The sequence below is a fragment of the Ferrovibrio sp. genome (assembly GCF_046297595.1).
GTDB lineage: Bacteria > Pseudomonadota > Alphaproteobacteria > Ferrovibrionales > Ferrovibrionaceae > Ferrovibrio.
This window is the reverse complement of sequence record NZ_JBKBHT010000003.1, coordinates 62,720-79,611: the sequence shown is the minus strand read 5'-3', so window position 1 is coordinate 79,611 and position 16,892 is coordinate 62,720. Positions and strand designations below refer to the sequence as shown.

Here is a 16,892-nt window from a genome sequence, read left to right as displayed (position 1 = left end):
CTATCGAAAATAGTCCTTCGCCAGTTCGCCGTTTACATGCCAGCCGCGGATCAATACGCGGCGATCCGCGGTAACGGCAATGTCGACCGTCAGTGGTACTTCGCGGCTTCGAGCGATGCCCTCCAGCCGCAAGGCGTAATCTTCAGGGACATAGAGACGGGGAAGGTGGTGGCTGTCATTGCGTTTGGGACGGAAAACGGGCCTGTTGAAGTTGTTCAGTTCACCATCGATCCGAGCCAGACAATCATCGACCTGGAGGCTGACCAATGGGCCTTTTGCCTGATCGCGCGGTGCAGTGAGGCAAATGGTTACCTCTGCACTTCTTTTGCCGCCAGGGATACTCGGTGGCTCCAGCCAGTCCCAGTCGTAGTCGAAGTTGAAATAATGGCCTTTCAAGATGTCGCGTGGGTCGACGCCATGGATGGGCACCCGGAATACCGGCGCGTCGCGGGTCGCGCGTTCGGCCTGGATAACCATCGCCGCGAGCACCAAGATTGGCAGCAACAGGGCTGCGCTAAGAAGGATGAGAACCCGGCGCTTCATGCTACCCCGTTCGGCTGACGGCGCGCCGTGCGTTGCAGTAGCCAACGACCGATCGCTGCCAAGGCAAGGCAGAGTATGCCGCCTGCGATCAGGCCAAGACCTGTTTGCAGCAGGCCACCGAAGGCTTCCCAGTAGAAGATTAGGATTCGGACGGTAATGACGGCAAAGCTGCCGATGAAAAGTAGGCGTCGGCCACCACTGAGGGCAAGCCAGCCGGCAATACCCCAGAAGGCGATGAAGGGTCCGGCTAAAACGATGGAGAGAAGTTCGCGTTGATCGCTTGATATCGCGTTTGTTCCGGCGATTGCGCGGTGGAGCCAGAAAGAGATAAGCCAACAGGCTGCGGCGGCCATTAGCAGTAAGGCTAGCGACCGCGTGCCGGTTCTGGATTTGCGTCGCGCGATGGCAGCAAGAACGATTGCCGCCAATACGAGGCCAGCCAGGGGTTCAGCCCAATACAATGTAGCATCACGACTCAACACATACAGAATCTGCGGCAGACTGCCGGTAACCAGCAGGCTCGCCAAAGCGATCTGCCACAGCAGCGCGGCTTGTGCCTGTCGTTGCGGCCAGAACGCCAGAAGCCAGCCGGCAAGAATGAGGCCAAGGCTCAGTACCCAAGCCGGCAGAATCTGACTGTTGTTGCCGATCATATCGTGGAATGGGGCTAGCAGAGAATTCCAGCCGGTCAGGACCAGCAAAATCGCCGCCAATGCCCAAGCCATGACCGGCAATCGCGTTTTAGCGGCCAGTGCAAGGAACGGCGTGCAGATCAGAAGCCAAGTTCCGACGGCCTGCCAGGTCTCGCCGTGCAATTGATAAATCTGGCTGATGAGTGCGATGCTGGCTAGAACCAGACCGAATAACAGCAAGACAAGCAGATCGCTGATGCGATGCCAGCTGCCCATCGTGGCAACCAACACGCCGCAGCCCAGCAGGATCATTAACGTGAAGTCGATGCCAAGTTTTACGCTGTCGGGAATTCTCTCCCAATTGGCGGCAACAATTGAGACGATGCCGACACAGATGGCGAAGCCTCCCAATCCGGCAACGGCCCAGAGCCAGAGTGGGCGATGCTGGCTGGATTCATACGCTCTTATGCGGGCTACAGTATCCGGATCAAGAAGTCCGGCTTCATGCCACCGGGATAGATAGCGATTCTCGAACATTCTTCGAGAGGTTAGAGAGCCTGGTTCAATAATGCAATTCCGCGATCACCACGCGGTTGTCGGCCACCGGCCATGACTGCACCGCGATCACCTCGTCGTTGAAGCGGCAGGTCACGCTGCGCTGGGCCGTGCCGGCGGGCAGCAGCAGGGTGGAGGTGGAATTCACCGGGATGCCCGGCGGGATGCCGGGGCCGGGCTGGCCGTCGAAGGTGACGATGTCGCCGCGGGCGGCGCCGAAATAGCCGCGCGGCCGGCTGATCGTCACGCTGGAGGCCGCCGCCTTGTCCTTGTCGGTCAGCACGCCCGGGCGCAGATGCACGATCTGCGACGAGCGCGCAAAGGGCGAGCGGTAGATATGTGTGGTCGGGTGGTCGGGCGTGATCACCACGAATTCATAGGTGGCCCGGCTGGAGGCGCGGAACGGACCCCAGTAGCCGTCCGCGCCCGTGGTCTGCTTGTGCACCAGCGCGCGCCGCGCGCCAGTCTTGGGGTCGCTCTCGTAGATCTCCACCACGGCGCCAGCCACTGGCAGGTTGGTGCCGGCCCCGCGTACGATGTCGTTCACTTTGCCGTTCAGCAGCGGGCTGCTTTCTGCACTGATGCCGGTGGTGGCCGGCGCGCTGCCCATCACGAATTCCCAGGTCGCGGCGAAGGCCTTCGGGTGGAAGGCCACCTCGCGATGATCCAGGCCGGCCAGCACCACGTCCTTGGCGCCTTTCAGGGCCGGGCCCTCGGCCGTCACGCCGGTCGGCTGGCTAGGCATGCCCAGGGCGGCGCCGTCGGGCTGGGCGAACTTGTCGGCCGAATCGCTGCGTGTCGTCATCCAGGCCACGCCGGGCACCACTTCCGAAGGACCATCGTTGAGCTGGCGCAGGAAGGGCGAGGCGCCGTTGAATTCGCTGCCCACCAGCACCTTGTCGGAAACCAGCACGCCATGATTGGGCGTGCCGCACAGAACGGCGTGGCTCACATGGGCCGCGCCGCCGCCATTCTTGATGTAGTTGCGGATCGCATTGCCGCCGCGCGACGAGCCAACCAGCACAACCTTCGGCGCGCCGGTGCGGCGTTTGGCTTCGGCCACGAAAGCGGCGAGCTGCTCGCGCTGATCGGTCGAGGAGGAGCGATAGGCCTGGTAGGTGGCATCCACGCTGCGGGCCAGCGGATAGGGGAAGTCGATGGCGAACAGGCGGTCGGTATCGAAGCCGTTGCTTTCCCAGCGCCAGAAGGTGGTGTGCCAGAGCGCAGCCGTATCGCCGTTGCCATGCACGAATACGATGGGGGTCGCCTGGTCGTAGCGCGCGGCGCAGCCGGGCAGGATAGTGGAAAGACCCAGGGCGGCGGAACCGGCGAGGAAATGGCGGCGGGTGAGGATGGGCTGACGGATCGACATGGCGTTTCCCTGATCATGTGCCGAGGCTTGGGCCGGCGAGCGGTTGCCTCTGGCGGTTTAGGCGAGATCGGTGAATACTATGTGACAACGATATCATGTTCCCGTCCTCCCGCCAGCCATGTCCCCGCGTCGCCTGATCCTGCTGCTCTCCGCGCTGGAGGTGCTGGCGATTCTGCCCATCGCCAGCTTCCCCGCACTGCTGCCCGACTTCATCGCCGTCTGGGGCCTCACCAACACCGAGGCGGGCTGGATCGCCGGCGTCTATTATCTCGGTTACATGCTGCTGGTGACGCCGGCGGTGATGCTGACCGACCGCATCGATGCCCGTCTGATTTTTATCAGCGGTTGCGCGGTGACCGGCATCAGCACACTGGCTTTCGCCGCTTTCGCCGATGATTTCTGGTCGGGCCTGTTGCTGCGCGCCATCGGCGGGGCCGGGCAGGCCGCCGTCTACATGCCCGGCCTGCGGGCATTGACCGACCGGCTGAAAGGCGGCGAGCAGAGCCGCGCCGTCACTTTCTACACCGCCAGTTATTCCATCGCCATTTCGCTCAGTTTTACGATCACCGGCCTGCTCGCGGAATGGCATGGCTGGCGCTGGAGCTTTGCCGGCATCGGCCTGGGCAGTCTGATCGCCGCCATTCTTGCCTGGATGCTGCTCAAGCCGCAGACGCCGCCTGGCGCCAAGGCCAGTTCCGGTTTCGCGCTGCGGCCCGTGCTGCGCAACCGCGATGCGATGGGGTATATCATCGGCTATGCCGCCCATGGCTTCGAGCTCACCGCCATGCGCGCCTGGGTGACGGCGTTTTTCGTCTTTGTGCTGGCGCGCGACGCAGCTTTCGCCGCCAGCCTGCCCAGTCCCACCGTGCTGGCCGCCATCGTCACCCTGATCGGCCTGCCGGCCAGCCTGCTTGGCAACGAGCTGGCGCTGAAGATCGGTCGGCGCCGCGCCCTGATCCTGATCATGGGAATCTCAGGCATCATGGGCGTGCTGATGGGGTTCACCGCGCTGCTGCCGGCCTGGGTATCGCTGCTCTACTGCGCCGTCTATTTCATTTTCATCTGCGGCGATTCCGGCGCGCTCACTGCGGGCATGATGGCTGCCGCCGAGCCCGAGCATCGCGGTTCCACCATGGCGCTGCATTCCGCGCTGGGTTTCGGCATCTCGGTTCTGGGTCCGCTTTTTGTCGGCCTCGCTCTCGACCAGGCGGAACGTCTGTTCGACGGCCAGGGCGTGGCAAGCTGGGGCATCGGTCTGGCCGTGATGGGAATTGGTGCGCTGATTGGTCCGCTCGCTTTGTACTGGGCCGGGCGCCGCACAGTCTGAGTACGCGGATAGTGTAACGGCAATACCTGCATTGACCGTATCGGGACGATCCGGTCTAATCTGTTGACCGTCGTTCAACCGCGAGCGTGGCATGTGCCAGCGTTGCCAGATGCAGTCCGATGCCGACCTGATGGAACTATCGGGTCAGATCGGCACGCCGGACTGGCAGCGGCAATTCAAGCAGCAGCGCATTCTCGATCTGCTCGCACTCATCGAACATCCCGAAGCCCTGCCATCCGGCGACGCCCTGCGTGTCGGCCAGGAAATCCTCGTGCTGCTGGACGAGATCGGCGAGGGCGCCGAAGCCGAAGCCCTGCTGTCGGGCCTGCCGCGTCTGCGCGCCGGCAATGCGCCGACCTTCAGGGAATACAAGTGATCCTGCCTCTCCAACTCCGGACCCGTCATCCATGAACGCTCCTGCCCGCACCAGCCTCGCGCCCCAGAAAGCCGCTGTCTTCGCCCGGATCGATGCCCTGATGCCGGAACTGGAGAAGATCTATATCGACCTGCACAAGCATCCCGAACTGTCGATGCAGGAAATCCGCACCGCCGGCATCGCCGCCGCATGGCTCGACAAGAATGGGTTCGAGGTACATCCCGGTGTGGGCAAGACCGGCGTGGTCGGCCTGTTGAAGAACGGCGATGGCCCGGTGATCCTGCTGCGCGCCGACATGGATGGCCTGCCGGTGAAGGAAAAAACCGGCCTGCCTTTCGCCAGCGAGCAGACCGGCACCGACCGTTTCGGCCAGTCGGTGTCGATCATGCATGCTTGCGGGCATGACTTTCACGTCACCTGGCTGATGGCGGTGTGCAAGCTGCTGTCGGAAGCGCGCGAGACCTGGAAAGGCACGGTGATGGCCGTGTTCCAGCCCGCCGAGGAAACCGGCGCCGGTGCCCGCGCCATGCTGGAGGATGGCATGGTGAAGCGCTTCCCCAAGCCCACGGTTTCGCTGGGGCAGCATGTCGTGCCGCTGCCGGCCGGGCGCATCGGCTACAAATCCGGTGTGGCGATGTCGGCCGCCGACAGCTGGGAAGTGAAGCTGTTCGGTCGCGGCGCCCATGGCTCCAAGCCGCAGAACAGCATCGATCCTGTGGTGATGGCTTCGGCCACGGTGATGCGGCTGCAGACCGTGGTCTCGCGCGAGGTGGCGATGGCCGACAGCGCGGTGGTCACCGTCGGCACCATCCAGTCCGGCTTCAATGAGAATGTGATCCCCGATGAAGCGCTGCTGCGCCTCAATATCCGCACCTTCAAGGAAAACGTGCGCCAGCGCGTGCTGGCTTCGGTCCGGCGTATTATTGAGGCAGAAGCCCAGGCGTCCGGCGCGCCGAAGCCGCCCGAATTCTCGGTGATCAGCCAGTTCCCGCTCACCTTCAATGACGAGGCTGCCACCGCGCGCACAGTGGATGGCATGAAGGGCTGGTTCGGCGGCGACCGCGTCGTGGCGGTGGAAGCCGCTTCGGGCAGCGAGGATTTTGGCCTGTTCGGCACGGCGTGGAATGTGCCCTCGGTTTTCTGGGTGATCGGCGGCACCGATCCGGAAGTTTTCGAAAGGGCGATGAACGGCGACGATCCCGGTGCGATGCCGGTCAACCATTCGCCCTTCTATGCCCCGGTGCTGCATCCCACGCTGTGCACGGGCGTGGAGGCGATGCTGGCCGTGGCCTATACTTGGCTCGACTAGGCGAGATCCTCGGGCCGCGCGAAAACGCCGCCATCCAGCATCCAGCTGAAGCTGGCCGGGAAGTCGAAATCGCCACCGCTTGAGGCCGCCAGCGCGGCAAGCCCCAGCGATGCACCGCCCGCGATCTCGGCCAGGAAGCGATCCTCGCCGTGATCCAGCTTGTGCCAGCGCACGGTGATGCCATGGCGCCAGACTAGCAGGCGTTCGCCGCTACCGATCAACTGGATGCGATCCACGAAAGGTGCTTCCGGCTGGTGCACCTGCCAGATCTCGCTGACCGGGAAGGGCGTCGAAAGCCGTTGCGCTGAAGGATGCAGCGGCAGCACCAACTGTGCCGTGGCATCCGTGTCGGGCAGGTCTTCGGGCCGCAACAACGCGGCATCCTCGGCATGCTCGGCCATGTTCAGCGCCCATTCGAAGGCGGCGATGTCGGGCAGGTAATGATGGCCGGCCAGGTCGGCCAGGGCGGCGAGGAATGTGGGAAAGCCGGCGCCGTAGAGATGCAGGATCGGCGAGCGCGGCGGGTCGTAGATCAGGTAGTCTCTAGCCGTCTGGGCGAAGAAGGCTTCGCCTACCAGCGCACGGGTAACCGGAAACGTCGCGGCGATGGCATCCAGCAATCCGGCACGGAAACGGTTGGCATAAATCTGCAGACGGCCCTCGGCCGGGATCGCATCGCCGATCACCCTCTCGGCGATGGTGTAGAGCGAGCCGGTCAGCGCCTCGGCGAATTCCCGCTGCAGGTCAAGCTGCGCGCTCATCATCCGTCTCTGCAGCAGTGTCGTCAGGCGTGGTACTGGGCCGCAGGGCGGCGGCGCGCTGCTGTTCGGCATGGCCCGCCTCGGCCACCAGATGATCCAGCGGCGGCAAGTTTGTGTCCCATTCCAGCAGCGTGGCGGCATGGGGGAAGCGCTGCACCGCGCTGGCATAGAGTCGCCAGACCGGTTCGGCCACCAGCGCGCCGTGATCGTCGATCAGCAACACCCGCTCGTCGGCCTGGATCTCGCTATGGCCTGCCAGGCGGATCTGGTGCACGGCCGTTGCCGGCAGGCTGTCGAGATAGGCCTCCGCCACTGCCGGCGCCGCCTCGCGTCCGACATGGTTCACGCTGGAGACATACAGGTTGTTCACGTCGCACAGGAGGCCACAGCCGCATTGCTGGCTCAGGCGGGTCAGGAAATCGGCTTCGGCGATATGGCTGTCGCGGAACCGCAGATAAGTGGCCGGATTGGCCATCAGGATCGGCCGGTTCAGCCGGCTCTGCACGATGTCGACATTGCGACGGCAGGTTTCCAGGCTTTCCAGGGTATAGGGCAGGGGCAGGCGATCATTGTAGTAGCGGCCGTCGATCCCGGTCCAGGCCAGGTGCTCTGAAACCTGTGCCGGTTCCAGCCACTCCACCAGCCGGGCCAGACGCTCCAGATGATCCTGGTCGGGCAGTTCGCTGCCGGCCAGCCCCAGCCCGGTGCCCTGCACGGTCACCGGCCAGAGGGCCCGCGCCTGCTCCAGGTAATGGCGCGCCGCACCGCCGCCCATATAGGTTTCAGCATGGATATCCAGCCAGCCGACCGGCGGCCGGTTTTCCAGCAGATCATGGTGATGGGGTGGTCGCAGGCCAATGCCGACCCGCTCCGGCGCCAGGACCGCCGGCCGCAACGAAACCTGATCCCGTTCGGCAATCGGCTTCAGGTCGGTCATGACGCGCTGCTGATCACGAGAGATGTCCCGCACCGGTGGCTCTTCGGCGCTGCAGGATGCTGGCGCCGGATTGCAAGTGTACCATTCCGGACGGGAAAAAAACTGCCGAGATCAGCGGGAAACCAGATCAACCAGCGGTTTCTTCCGCAGGTCGAACGTCGTTCGCGGGCAGGCCAAGCCGCCCCAACCCGGGTAGCTTCAGGGCCGGACGCAGGATATCGACGCCGATGGTCAGCCCCAGCAGATTCAGTTCCAGCCCCTCGCGCATGGCGGCCGTGATGCCAGCCAGGCCGAACAGGGAAAGCTGCCAGCCGGTGCCGCTTGGGGCGGGAGCGATCAGCCGGTCGCTGCCGATCCAATCCTTGCCCACGGCGGTGGGCGGCAGTTCCAGTCCCAGTTCGGGGACCTCGCGGGCCAGATAGGCGATGAAGCTGTTCGAATTCGGGCCCGGCCAGATCACATAGCCATCGCGATATGGGTAACGCTCAGCGGCGGCAACCAGCAGCGGAATGGCGGCCGCAGCCTCCGGTCCGCGCAGGTCATGCAGCAACTCGGGCGGGTTGCCGGCCCAGTAGCCGTCCGGCGTGCGCTGGCTGATCCGCAGCGCCGAACCGCCCCAGCCCACCACCTCATAGCGCGTATAGCCCGGTGCGTCGGCTGGCTTGACCACCAGCCAAGTATGGACCGCGAAGGCCCCGCGCCAGCCCCAGACCCGGGCGGCATAGACCTGCACCACCGCGTCTTTCACCGTCAGGGGATCGGGGGCAAGGCCGGTGGAATCCCAGCGGCTGGTCGACCAGTGCCGGCGTTCGGCCGTGGCGACGCTGACGCCGCTGGCCATCAGCGGCATCGCGATCAGGGCCAGGAAAGCGGCCAGGATGAAGCGGGGTAAACGTCGGGGTTTCGTCATGTCTGCCTGCCAGTAAAGCATAGGCTGGCCGGCGATTGTGGCAATGGCAGGGCGATGGGGCAGGGCGATCAGGCCCTGGCTCGGGGATGGGCGCTGCCATAAACCCGCAGCAGGGCTTCGGCATCCACCTCGGTATAGCGCTGGGTGGTGGCCAGCGAGGCATGGCCCAGCAGTTCCTGAATGGTGCGCAGGTCACCGCCGGCCGCCAACAGATGCGTGGCGAAGGAGTGCCGCAGGGCATGAGGCGTTGCCGTTTCGGGCAGGTTCAGGGCGCGGCGGGCATTGCGCATGGCCTTCTGCACGATGGCCGGGTCCAGCCGCTTGCCGCGCGCGCCGTAGAATAACGGCGTGCCCCTGGTGATCGGCCAGGGGCAGAGTTTCACGTATTCGGCAATCGCCTCCCGCACCACGGGCAGGATCGGCACCAGACGCTGCTTGTTGCCCTTGCCGGTGACGGTAAGGCTGTCGCCCTGTGGCACATCATTGCCGTCGAGGCCCAGCGCCTCGCCCAGGCGCAGGCCGGCGCCCCACAGCAGCGTCAGGATTGCGGCATCGCGCGCCTGCAGCCAGGGCTCGGCGGCGAAATCCTCTGCCGTGTCGATCATCTCCTGCGCCGCCGGCACGCTGAGCGGCTTGGGCACGCTGTGGGGCCGTTTGGGGCTGCGCAGCAGACTGATGGCGGCGGTTTCCATCTGGCCGTCGCGCTGCAGGCGGCGGAAGAAGCTGCGCACGGCGCTTAAATTGCGTGCCAGCGAGGTTGCCTCCAGCCCGTCCTTGCGGCGATGGCTGGAATAGGCGCGGAAATCGCTGAGCCGCAGGCCGCGCAGGTCATCCAGCGAAGCCGCGCCGCCCAGATGCTCCCTTAAGAATGCGAAGAAACCTGCCAGGTCCTGGCCATAGGCACGCAGGGTATGGCGCGAAAAACGCTTTTCCTTGGCCAGCCAGCGATACCAGTTCTCGGCCGCGGCTTTGGCGTCGTCGGCGGCGAGAAAGAACGGCAGCCGGTCGTCGTCGTCGGTTACGGCTGCGGCAGGTCGAGCCATGAGCGCACCGAGCGGCCGAGCACGCCGGCGAGGAATTGCAGCAGCTCCGTGCCCTGGCTGGGCTGGAACTTGTCGGGCTCGCGCGAGCCCAGCGCCAGCATGGCGGCCGGTGAGGTGGGGCCGAAATCCAGCCGCGCCAGCGCATCCGAGCGCACAAGACTGGCGGCGGGGCCGTATATCCAGTCGGCGGCTTCGCATTTGTCGCGGGCGATGGCGGGCAGGGCACCCAGCAGGGTGTCGATGGCGCCATTGGGCAGCACGAAGACGCCGCCAGTGGCGATGTTCTTCATGCGTTCGGGATCGCCTTCGACGCAGAGGCTGATCACGTCAACCTCCAGCAGGTCGGTCCAGTCCTGCGTCGCCATATGCACCATATGCTCGAAGCTGCCGGCTTCCAGCAGCATCAGCACGGCGGCATGCACGCGCTGGGTGGCCGACAGATTCTGCCGGCTGGCATCCAGCAATTCCGTGCCGACATGCGAGATGCGGGTCAGTTCGCCCTGCAGTTTCTGCACCATGAAACGCTGCAGGTCGACCACGTTGTTGCCGCTATGCGGCTGCGCCGGCGGCAGCAGCACCTCGCACAGATCGGGATGACGGATCAGCAGGTCGGGATGCTGCTTCAGCCACGCAATCACCTCGGCCTCGTCGAGGCCGGCGGAAGCGGAAACAGGAGCGGTGATGCCGTCGGCCATGGTTCAGGCTCCGGCCTTACTTGTCGTTGCCCAGGATCGACTGGCCGGTTTTTTTCCAGTCGGCGAGGAAGGCATCCAGGCCCTTGTCGGTCAGCGGATGCTTAACCAGCGAGCGCAGCACGGCCGGCGGCACGGTGCAGACATCGGCGCCGATCTTCGCGGCTTCCACCACATGCATGGGATGGCGGATCGAGGCGACCAGCACCTCGGTCTTGAAATCGGGGTAGTTGTTGTAGATCTGCACGATGTCGGCGATCAGCGCCATGCCGTCATGGCCCACATCGTCCAGCCGGCCGACGAAAGGCGACACGAAAGCCGCGCCGGCTTTGGCGGCCAGGATCGCCTGTGCTGGCGAGAAGCACAGCGTGACATTCACCATGATGCCGTCGTCCGACAGCGCCTTGCAGGTCTTCAGGCCGTCCAGCGTCAGGGGCACCTTCACGGCCACGTTGGTCGCCAGCGCGGCCAGCTTGCGGCCCTCGGCCAGCATCGTGGCGTGATCGGTGGCGGCGACCTCGGCCGAAACCGGGCCCTTCACGATCTTGCAGATTTCCTTCACCGTGGCGACGAAATCCTTGCCGGTCTTGGCCACCAGCGAGGGGTTGGTCGTCACGCCGTCCAGCAGGCCGCTGTCGTTCAGGTCGGCAATCTCGGCCACATCGGCGGTATCGACGAAAAATTTCATGTCCTAAACTCCATGGGCGGCGCCGGCCTGCCCGAATCGGCCCCGATGGTATATGTCGTTTGGTTAACAATACCCGACCCGGCCAAGTCCTTCTAGCTTAACCGGGCCGTTCTACCGGAACTCGCCCCTTGACTCCGTCCGACCAGATCCGCGTTCTGCTGCCCCTGCCGCTGGCCGAACCCTTCACCTATCGTGCAGGCGAGGCCGGGCCGCTTTCGCCGGGCGATATCGTGGAAGTGCCGATCGGCAACCGCGTGTCGCTGGGTGTGGTCTGGGATGGTAGTCCTGAGCCGCTGCCGCCGGCCAAGGTGAAGGCGGTGCTGCGCCGCTGCGACGCGCCGCCGATCTCGCCCTCGCTGCGCAAACTGGTCGACTGGGTGGCGGGCTATACGCTCAATCCCACAGGCGCGGTGTTGAAAATGTGCCTGCCCGAACCGCGTGCGCTGGTCGAGCCGCCGCCGATGCGGCAGATTCTGCGGCCCGGCAAAGCCGTCGAGATGCGCGCCAGCGCCCAGCGCGAGCGTGTTTTGCAGATCGCGGCCGAACGACCGGGCTTGAGCCCGACCGAACTGGCCGAAGCTGCCGCCGTGTCGGTGGCCGTGGTGCGCAAGCTGATGGAACTCGGCGCGCTGCAGGTCGATCAGGTGCCGGCCTTTCGCCCGCCATCGCCGCCCGACTGGCGCCGCGATGGGCGTGCGCTGAATGTCACCCAGGCCGAGGCGGCGGCCGGCCTGCGCACGGCCGTGGCAGCGCGGGATTTCTCGGTCACGTTGCTGGAAGGCGTCACCGGTGCGGGCAAGACCGAAGTTTATTACGAGGCCGTGGCAGAGGCGCTCAAGGCCGGGCGGCAGGTTCTGGTGCTGCTGCCTGAAATTGCGTTGACCCAGCAATCGCTGGATCGTTTCGAGCAGCGCTTCGGCGCGCCGGCCTGGGCCTGGCATTCGGAGATGGCCGAAGGGCGACGCGCCGCCACCCTGCGCGCCATCGGTCATGGCGAGGCGAAGGTGGTGATCGGCGCGCGCTCGGCTTTGTTCCTGCCCTATGCCGATCTCGGCCTGATCGTGGTCGACGAAGAGCATGACGCCTCCTACAAGCAGGAGGAGGGCGTGATCTACAATGCGCGCGACATGGCAGTGGTGCGCGCCAAGCTGGAAAGTATAGCCGTCATCCTCGCCTCCGCGACGCCATCGCTGGAAAGCCTGCATAACGTTTCGCGCCGGCGTTATGCTCATGCCGTGCTGCCCGAACGCCATGGCGCCGCCACGTTGCCGCGCATCGATATTGTCGATCTGCGCAAGGAGCGCCTGCCGGCGCAGCGTTTCATCAGCGCGCCGCTGCAAACCGCGATCCGCGAAACCGTTGAGCATGGCGAGCAGGCGATGCTGTTCCTCAATCGCCGTGGTTATGCGCCGCTCACGTTGTGCGGCGCCTGCGGCCATCGCCTGCAATGCCCGAACTGCGTCGCATGGCTGGTGGAACATAAACGCCATGGCCGTTTGCAATGTCATCATTGCGGCCATCAGCAGCGCCTGCCCGATACCTGCCCGTCCTGCGGCGTCGAGGATCGTTTCAAGGCCTGCGGTCCGGGTGTCGAGCGGCTGGCCGAGGAAGCGGCCATGCTGTTCCCCGACGCGCGGCTGGCGGTGATGGCCTCGGATACCGCCAACTCGCCGCAGCAGATCGGCGAGATGCTGACGCGCATGGAAAACCGCGAGATCGATATTCTCGTCGGCACGCAGATCGTGGCTAAGGGGCATCACTTTCCGCTGCTCACCCTGGTGGGCGTGATCGATGCCGATCTCGGTCTGGCCGGCGGCGATCCGCGTGCCGCCGAGCGCACGCATCAGCTGCTGACACAGGTATCGGGCCGCGCCGGCCGCGCCGATCATCCCGGCCGCGTACTGCTGCAGAGTTTCCTGCCCGAGCATCCGGTGATCGCGGCGCTGAGCCGGCATGACAATGCGGGTTTCATCGCCGCCGAGATGGCCGAGCGCCAGCGCGCCGGCATGCCGCCTTTCGGCCGGCTGGCGGCCATCATCCTGAGCGGCACCGACCAGGCCCAGGTGCAGCAGGTGGCCCGCGATCTCGCCCGTGCCGCGCCGCGTGGACCAGGATTGACGGTGCTGGGGCCGGCGCCGGCGCCTCTGCATTACCTGCGCGGCCGCTTCCGCGAGCGGCTCCTGCTCAAGGCAGCCCGGGAGGTCGATGTTCCCGCCGTCCTGCGAGAATGGCTTGCGAAGATTAGACTACCTTCGGCTGTAAAACGCGCCGTGGATGTTGATCCTTATAGCTTTCTTTAGAAGTCCGGTTTTTAAGGAAGGCCGAGGTCGGTCTGGTTCCCGCGACAAGGGAAACCGGAAAAAGAGGGGAAGAAATCCATGCGTCGCGCACGCCTGTCGGGCATCCTTGCGGTGTCGCTTGCTGTTATTGCTCTGGTCGGATGCCAGGAAAAACAAACCGCGCCGGATCAGCGGCACAGCTCGCTCAGCAATTTCCAGCAGTTCATCCAGAAGACCGGCGGCCTGAAAAGCCTCAACACCTTTCATAAGCGGCGGCCGGAGATCAATTCGGAAGAGAGCCTCGGCGTGATCTATGACGGTGCCCGCACCCAAGGCGAGGTGATGCGCTTCCGCGACAAGCAGCTCGCCAAGGAAATGTTGCCGGCCCTCAAGGCCGTTCGCCAGCGTCTCGGCGAAACCGAGAACTGCGTGCTGCGCGGCTATTTCATCGCCTGCGGCGAGGAAAAATTCGTCGACGTGTTCCGCAAATGGGAGTGAGCGGCGCGCCGCTCACATCCACCAGCCGAGTGTGATGGCAAGGATCGCCGCGAGCGTGATCGGGGCCAGCGCCAGCGCGACCCAGAAGATCACGGCAGGCGTCCAGGCAAAGGCAAGCACGCCGATCAGCATCAGGATATTCACAAAAAACAGGGTCGCCTTCATGGCCTGAGGCTGGCGCTCGTTGGCGGCAAAACCCTCAGGCGCGACTGTGGTTTTTTCGCGGGCGGCAACCAGCAGGTCGTCGGCGGTAATGTCGGTCATGGCAGGCTCTTTTTCGTATCGTCTCGACAGGGAGGCGGAATTGAAAATGGCGGCCAGCCAGCATGAAAACCATCCGGCAGATTGCCGCATGGCGGAATGCCGCAGGGCAGATTGTCGCAGTTCTGGCCGGGCTTAATAGCCGCGCGCGTAATCCACCAGACGCAGGATCGGCAAGCCTTGCTGCAGACGGCGGATATTGTCGACGATCTGCGGCGCCACATGGGCCGGAATGCTGTCGGCCGCGTTATGCGGCGTCACCGTCACTTTCGGATGCGTCCAGAACGGGTGGTCGGGCCGCAGAGGCTCCTCGTTGAACACATCCAGCGTGGCGCCCGACAGCCATTCGCTGTCCAGGGCATGCAGCAGGTCGGCCTCCACCACATGGCCGCCGCGTCCGGCATTGATCACATAGGCACCGCGCGGCAGAAGCGACAAAGTTCGCCGGCTGATGATGCCCCTGGTCTGCGGTGTGAGCGGTAGCAGGCAGACCAGTATGTTGCAGATGCGCAGGAAGCCTTCCAGGTGATCGTCGCCATGGAAGCTGGTGACGCCGTCGACAGCCTTCAGGCCGCGGCTCCAGCTCGCCACCTGGAAACCGAAATCGACCAGCTTCCTGGCCACATGGCCGCCCAGCGTACCCATGCCCATGATGCCGACCACGCGCTCCGAGGCATCCACCAGCGGCAGCCACCGCCAGGTGCGGTTGCGCTGGTTGTTCGCCATCGTGTCGACCTGGCGGTGGAAACGCAGCACATGCAGCAGCACGTATTCGCTCATGCCCTGGGTCAGGCGACCATCCACTACGCGGGCCAGCGGCACGTGTTTCGGGATGTTCGGGTCGGCCAGGATGCCGTCCACCCCGGCACCGAAACTCTGGATCAGTTTCAGGTTGGGAAAACTCTGCAACAGGCCCGGCGGCGGCTTCCATACCAGCGCCACATCGATTTCGGCCGGATTGCCGGTCTGCGGGTGCAGGCGGATATCCAGGTCTGGGGCCTCCTTGCGTAGGGCGGCGGCCCAGTCCTCGACCGGATGGTTCCTCGAATAGATCAGAACGGCCATGGCGGATTCGGCAAATCAGGTGCGCACGGCGTGGTCATGAATCACTGCCATGTCGAAGGCGGCGGCGATCAGGGCGCGGGTATAGTCGGTCTGCGGCGCCTGGAATATCTGCGTGGCGTTACCCTGTTCCACCACGCGGCCGTCTTTCATCACCATGACGCGGTCGGCCAGCGCGCGGACCACGCGCAGGTCGTGGCTGATGAACAGGTAGGCCAGCCGGTGTTTCTGCTGCAGGTCGCGCAACAGATCGACGATCTGCGCCTGCACGCTCATGTCCAGCGCCGATGTCGGTTCGTCCAGCACCACAAAGCGCGGTTTCAGCACCATGGCGCGGGCGATGGCGATGCGCTGGCGCTGGCCGCCTGAGAATTCATGCGGATAGCGATCCATGGTCGCCGGATCGAGGCCCACTTCGGTCAGGGCCTCGGCCACCATGGCGCGGCGCGCGTCCTCGTCCTGGCCGATGCCGTGTACGCGCAGGCCTTCCTCCACGATATGGAACACGGTCAGGCGCGGGGAGAGGGAGTCGAACGGATCCTGGAACACGATCTGCATTGCGCGTCGCAGCGGTCGCATCTCGGCCCAGCTGCGGCCCTGCAATTCCTGGCCGTCGAACCGGATGCTGCCCTCGCTTTTCTGCAGGCGCAGCAGCGCATAGGCCAGCGTGGATTTGCCCGAGCCGCTTTCGCCCACCACGCCCAGCGTTTCGCCGGCGCGGATGGTCAGGGAAATCCCATCCACCGCCTTGATGTGGCCGATGGTCCGCCGCAGCAGGCCTGCGGTGATCGGGAACCACACTTTCACATCTTTTGCCTCGGTCACAACCGGGGCGTCGAGGTCGGCGGTATGCGGCTTGCCCTTCGGCTCGGCGGCCAGCAGTTTTTTTGTATAGGCGTGTTTCGGCGCCGCGAAAATATCGGCCACCGGCCCTGCTTCGACGATTTCGCCCTGCGTCATCACGCAGACGATGTCGGCCACCCTGCGCACGATGTTCAGGTCATGGGTGATCAGCAGGATCGCCATGCCCAGTCGGGCCTGCAGGTCTTTCAGCAGCTTCAGGATCTGCGCCTGGATGGTGACATCCAGCGCCGTGGTCGGTTCGTCGGCGATCAGCAGGTCGGGTTCGTTGGCCAGCGCCATGGCGATCATCACGCGCTGGCGCTGGCCACCGGAAAGCTGGTGCGGATAGGCATTCAGGCGCTTCTCGGCTTCAGGCAGGCCCACCAGCCGCAGCAGTTCTAGCGTGCGGGCTCGCGCCGCCGCCTTGTCCAGGCCCTTATGCAGGAAAAGAACCTCGTTGATCTGCCGCTCGATCGTATGCAGCGGATTGAGCGAGGTCATGGGTTCCTGGAACACCATGGCGATGCGGTTGCCGCGGATGTTGCGCAGCACTGGCTCCGGCGCTCCGACCAGCTCCTCGCCACCACGGAAGGTGACCGAGCCGGATGGATGGCTGGCCAGCGGATAGGGCAGAAGCTGAAGGATCGACAAAGCCGTCACCGACTTGCCCGAGCCGCTTTCGCCCACCAGCGCCAGCGTCTCGCCGCGATGGATGTCGAACGAAACATGCTTCACCGCATCGGCATCCCTGCCGAAGCGCACACTCAGGTCTTTCACCCGCAGGAGGGGCTGTTGTTTGGTCAT

General features: G+C 64.8%; 17 protein-coding genes. 5 read left to right on the top strand and 12 right to left on the bottom strand.

Annotated elements, in window-relative coordinates:
• The 3 genes from ACK4FJ_RS09290 to ACK4FJ_RS09280 are packed head-to-tail and all read right to left on the bottom strand — an operon-like array spanning window position 1 to window position 3,102.
• A complete protein-coding gene (locus ACK4FJ_RS09290) occupies window positions 1–543 on the bottom strand; it encodes a GDYXXLXY domain-containing protein (protein ID WP_409765677.1) in 543 nt (180 codons plus the stop codon).
• A complete protein-coding gene (locus ACK4FJ_RS09285; protein ID WP_409765675.1) occupies window positions 540–1,712 on the bottom strand; it encodes a DUF2157 domain-containing protein in 1,173 nt (390 codons plus the stop codon). Before ACK4FJ_RS09285 ends, ACK4FJ_RS09290 begins: the two co-directional genes overlap by 4 nt.
• Before the next feature lie 25 nt (window positions 1,713–1,737).
• A complete protein-coding gene (locus ACK4FJ_RS09280; RefSeq protein WP_409765673.1) occupies window positions 1,738–3,102 on the bottom strand; it encodes an alpha/beta fold hydrolase in 1,365 nt (454 codons plus the stop codon).
• A 118-nt stretch (window positions 3,103–3,220) separates the two neighbouring features.
• On the opposite strand from ACK4FJ_RS09280, the gene ACK4FJ_RS09275 reads away from it, so the two are divergent.
• The 3 genes from ACK4FJ_RS09275 to ACK4FJ_RS09265 all read left to right on the top strand — a co-directional run bounded on the left by ACK4FJ_RS09275 (window position 3,221) and on the right by ACK4FJ_RS09265 (window position 6,114).
• Complete coding sequence (locus tag ACK4FJ_RS09275; RefSeq protein WP_409765671.1) at window positions 3,221–4,429, top strand: MFS transporter; 1,209 nt, start codon at window positions 3,221–3,223, stop codon at window positions 4,427–4,429.
• A gap of 91 nt (window positions 4,430–4,520) precedes the next feature.
• Window positions 4,521–4,805: a hypothetical protein gene (locus tag ACK4FJ_RS09270; protein WP_409765670.1), complete on the top strand. Its 285-nt coding sequence runs from the start codon at window positions 4,521–4,523 to the stop codon at window positions 4,803–4,805.
• A 31-nt stretch (window positions 4,806–4,836) separates the two neighbouring features.
• Window positions 4,837–6,114 carry an amidohydrolase gene (locus ACK4FJ_RS09265; RefSeq protein ID WP_409765668.1) on the top strand — a complete coding sequence of 426 codons (1,278 nt, stop codon included), beginning with the start codon at window positions 4,837–4,839 and terminating at the stop codon, window positions 6,112–6,114.
• Here ACK4FJ_RS09265 and ACK4FJ_RS09260 read toward each other — a convergent pair.
• From ACK4FJ_RS09260 to fsa, 6 genes are all read right to left on the bottom strand, one after another.
• A complete protein-coding gene (locus ACK4FJ_RS09260; protein ID WP_409765666.1) occupies window positions 6,111–6,875 on the bottom strand; it encodes a putative DNA-binding domain-containing protein in 765 nt (254 codons plus the stop codon). The genes ACK4FJ_RS09265 and ACK4FJ_RS09260 overlap by 4 nt on opposite strands.
• Complete coding sequence (locus ACK4FJ_RS09255) at window positions 6,859–7,812, bottom strand: DUF692 domain-containing protein (RefSeq protein WP_409765664.1); 954 nt, start codon at window positions 7,810–7,812, stop codon at window positions 6,859–6,861. Before ACK4FJ_RS09255 ends, ACK4FJ_RS09260 begins: the two co-directional genes overlap by 17 nt.
• 127 nt (window positions 7,813–7,939) lie before the next feature.
• Window positions 7,940–8,722, bottom strand: coding sequence for a DUF3750 domain-containing protein (locus ACK4FJ_RS09250; protein WP_409765662.1), 783 nt, complete (start codon window positions 8,720–8,722; stop codon window positions 7,940–7,942).
• A 68-nt stretch (window positions 8,723–8,790) separates the two neighbouring features.
• Complete coding sequence (locus ACK4FJ_RS09245) at window positions 8,791–9,765, bottom strand: tyrosine recombinase XerC (protein WP_409765660.1); 975 nt, start codon at window positions 9,763–9,765, stop codon at window positions 8,791–8,793.
• Entirely contained in the window at window positions 9,741–10,460 is a 720-nt protein-coding gene (locus tag ACK4FJ_RS09240; protein WP_409765658.1) for a DUF484 family protein, read from the bottom strand. The genes ACK4FJ_RS09245 and ACK4FJ_RS09240 overlap by 25 nt, the downstream gene beginning before the upstream one ends.
• 16 nt (window positions 10,461–10,476) lie before the next feature.
• Window positions 10,477–11,145 (bottom strand): fructose-6-phosphate aldolase, encoded by a 669-nt coding sequence (fsa, locus tag ACK4FJ_RS09235; RefSeq protein ID WP_409765656.1) that lies wholly within the window; start codon window positions 11,143–11,145, stop codon window positions 10,477–10,479.
• Window positions 11,146–11,273: 128 nt separating this feature from the next.
• Here fsa and ACK4FJ_RS09230 point away from each other — a divergent pair, with 128 nt between their 5' ends.
• Complete coding sequence (locus ACK4FJ_RS09230; RefSeq protein ID WP_409765654.1) at window positions 11,274–13,445, top strand: primosomal protein N'; 2,172 nt, start codon at window positions 11,274–11,276, stop codon at window positions 13,443–13,445.
• 78 nt (window positions 13,446–13,523) lie between these two features.
• Window positions 13,524–13,922, top strand: coding sequence for a hypothetical protein (locus ACK4FJ_RS09225; protein WP_409765652.1), 399 nt, complete (start codon window positions 13,524–13,526; stop codon window positions 13,920–13,922).
• A gap of 12 nt (window positions 13,923–13,934) precedes the next feature.
• On the opposite strand, the gene ACK4FJ_RS09220 is transcribed toward ACK4FJ_RS09225, so the two are convergent.
• The 3 genes from ACK4FJ_RS09220 to ACK4FJ_RS09210 all read right to left on the bottom strand — a co-directional run bounded on the left by ACK4FJ_RS09220 (window position 13,935) and on the right by ACK4FJ_RS09210 (window position 16,892).
• Entirely contained in the window at window positions 13,935–14,186 is a 252-nt protein-coding gene (locus ACK4FJ_RS09220; protein ID WP_409765650.1) for a hypothetical protein, read from the bottom strand.
• A gap of 132 nt (window positions 14,187–14,318) precedes the next feature.
• Window positions 14,319–15,248 carry a 2-hydroxyacid dehydrogenase gene (locus ACK4FJ_RS09215; RefSeq protein ID WP_409765648.1) on the bottom strand — a complete coding sequence of 310 codons (930 nt, stop codon included), beginning with the start codon at window positions 15,246–15,248 and terminating at the stop codon, window positions 14,319–14,321.
• Window positions 15,249–15,263: 15 nt separating this feature from the next.
• Complete coding sequence (locus ACK4FJ_RS09210) at window positions 15,264–16,892, bottom strand: ABC transporter ATP-binding protein (RefSeq protein WP_409765646.1); 1,629 nt, start codon at window positions 16,890–16,892, stop codon at window positions 15,264–15,266.

What these genes read in the sequence shown, in the direction of transcription:
- ACK4FJ_RS09290 (WP_409765677.1), bottom strand. Translation starts at nt 543, where the DNA reads ATGAAGCGCCGGGTTCTCATCCTTCTTAGCGCAGCCCTGTTGCTGCCA.
- ACK4FJ_RS09285 (WP_409765675.1), bottom strand. Translation starts at nt 1,712, where the DNA reads ATGTTCGAGAATCGCTATCTATCCCGGTGGCATGAAGCCGGACTTCTT.
- ACK4FJ_RS09280 (WP_409765673.1), bottom strand. Translation starts at nt 3,102, where the DNA reads ATGTCGATCCGTCAGCCCATCCTCACCCGCCGCCATTTCCTCGCCGGT.
- ACK4FJ_RS09275 (WP_409765671.1), top strand. Translation starts at nt 3,221, where the DNA reads ATGTCCCCGCGTCGCCTGATCCTGCTGCTCTCCGCGCTGGAGGTGCTG.
- ACK4FJ_RS09270 (WP_409765670.1), top strand. Translation starts at nt 4,521, where the DNA reads ATGTGCCAGCGTTGCCAGATGCAGTCCGATGCCGACCTGATGGAACTA.
- ACK4FJ_RS09265 (WP_409765668.1), top strand. Translation starts at nt 4,837, where the DNA reads ATGAACGCTCCTGCCCGCACCAGCCTCGCGCCCCAGAAAGCCGCTGTC.
- ACK4FJ_RS09260 (WP_409765666.1), bottom strand. Translation starts at nt 6,875, where the DNA reads ATGAGCGCGCAGCTTGACCTGCAGCGGGAATTCGCCGAGGCGCTGACC.
- ACK4FJ_RS09255 (WP_409765664.1), bottom strand. Translation starts at nt 7,812, where the DNA reads ATGACCGACCTGAAGCCGATTGCCGAACGGGATCAGGTTTCGTTGCGG.
- ACK4FJ_RS09250 (WP_409765662.1), bottom strand. Translation starts at nt 8,722, where the DNA reads ATGACGAAACCCCGACGTTTACCCCGCTTCATCCTGGCCGCTTTCCTG.
- ACK4FJ_RS09245 (WP_409765660.1), bottom strand. Translation starts at nt 9,765, where the DNA reads ATGGCTCGACCTGCCGCAGCCGTAACCGACGACGACGACCGGCTGCCG.
- ACK4FJ_RS09240 (WP_409765658.1), bottom strand. Translation starts at nt 10,460, where the DNA reads ATGGCCGACGGCATCACCGCTCCTGTTTCCGCTTCCGCCGGCCTCGAC.
- fsa (WP_409765656.1), bottom strand. Translation starts at nt 11,145, where the DNA reads ATGAAATTTTTCGTCGATACCGCCGATGTGGCCGAGATTGCCGACCTG.
- ACK4FJ_RS09225 (WP_409765652.1), top strand. Translation starts at nt 13,524, where the DNA reads ATGCGTCGCGCACGCCTGTCGGGCATCCTTGCGGTGTCGCTTGCTGTT.
- ACK4FJ_RS09220 (WP_409765650.1), bottom strand. Translation starts at nt 14,186, where the DNA reads ATGACCGACATTACCGCCGACGACCTGCTGGTTGCCGCCCGCGAAAAA.
- ACK4FJ_RS09215 (WP_409765648.1), bottom strand. Translation starts at nt 15,248, where the DNA reads ATGGCCGTTCTGATCTATTCGAGGAACCATCCGGTCGAGGACTGGGCC.
- ACK4FJ_RS09210 (WP_409765646.1), bottom strand. Translation starts at nt 16,892, where the DNA reads ATGACCAAACAACAGCCCCTCCTGCGGGTGAAAGACCTGAGTGTGCGC.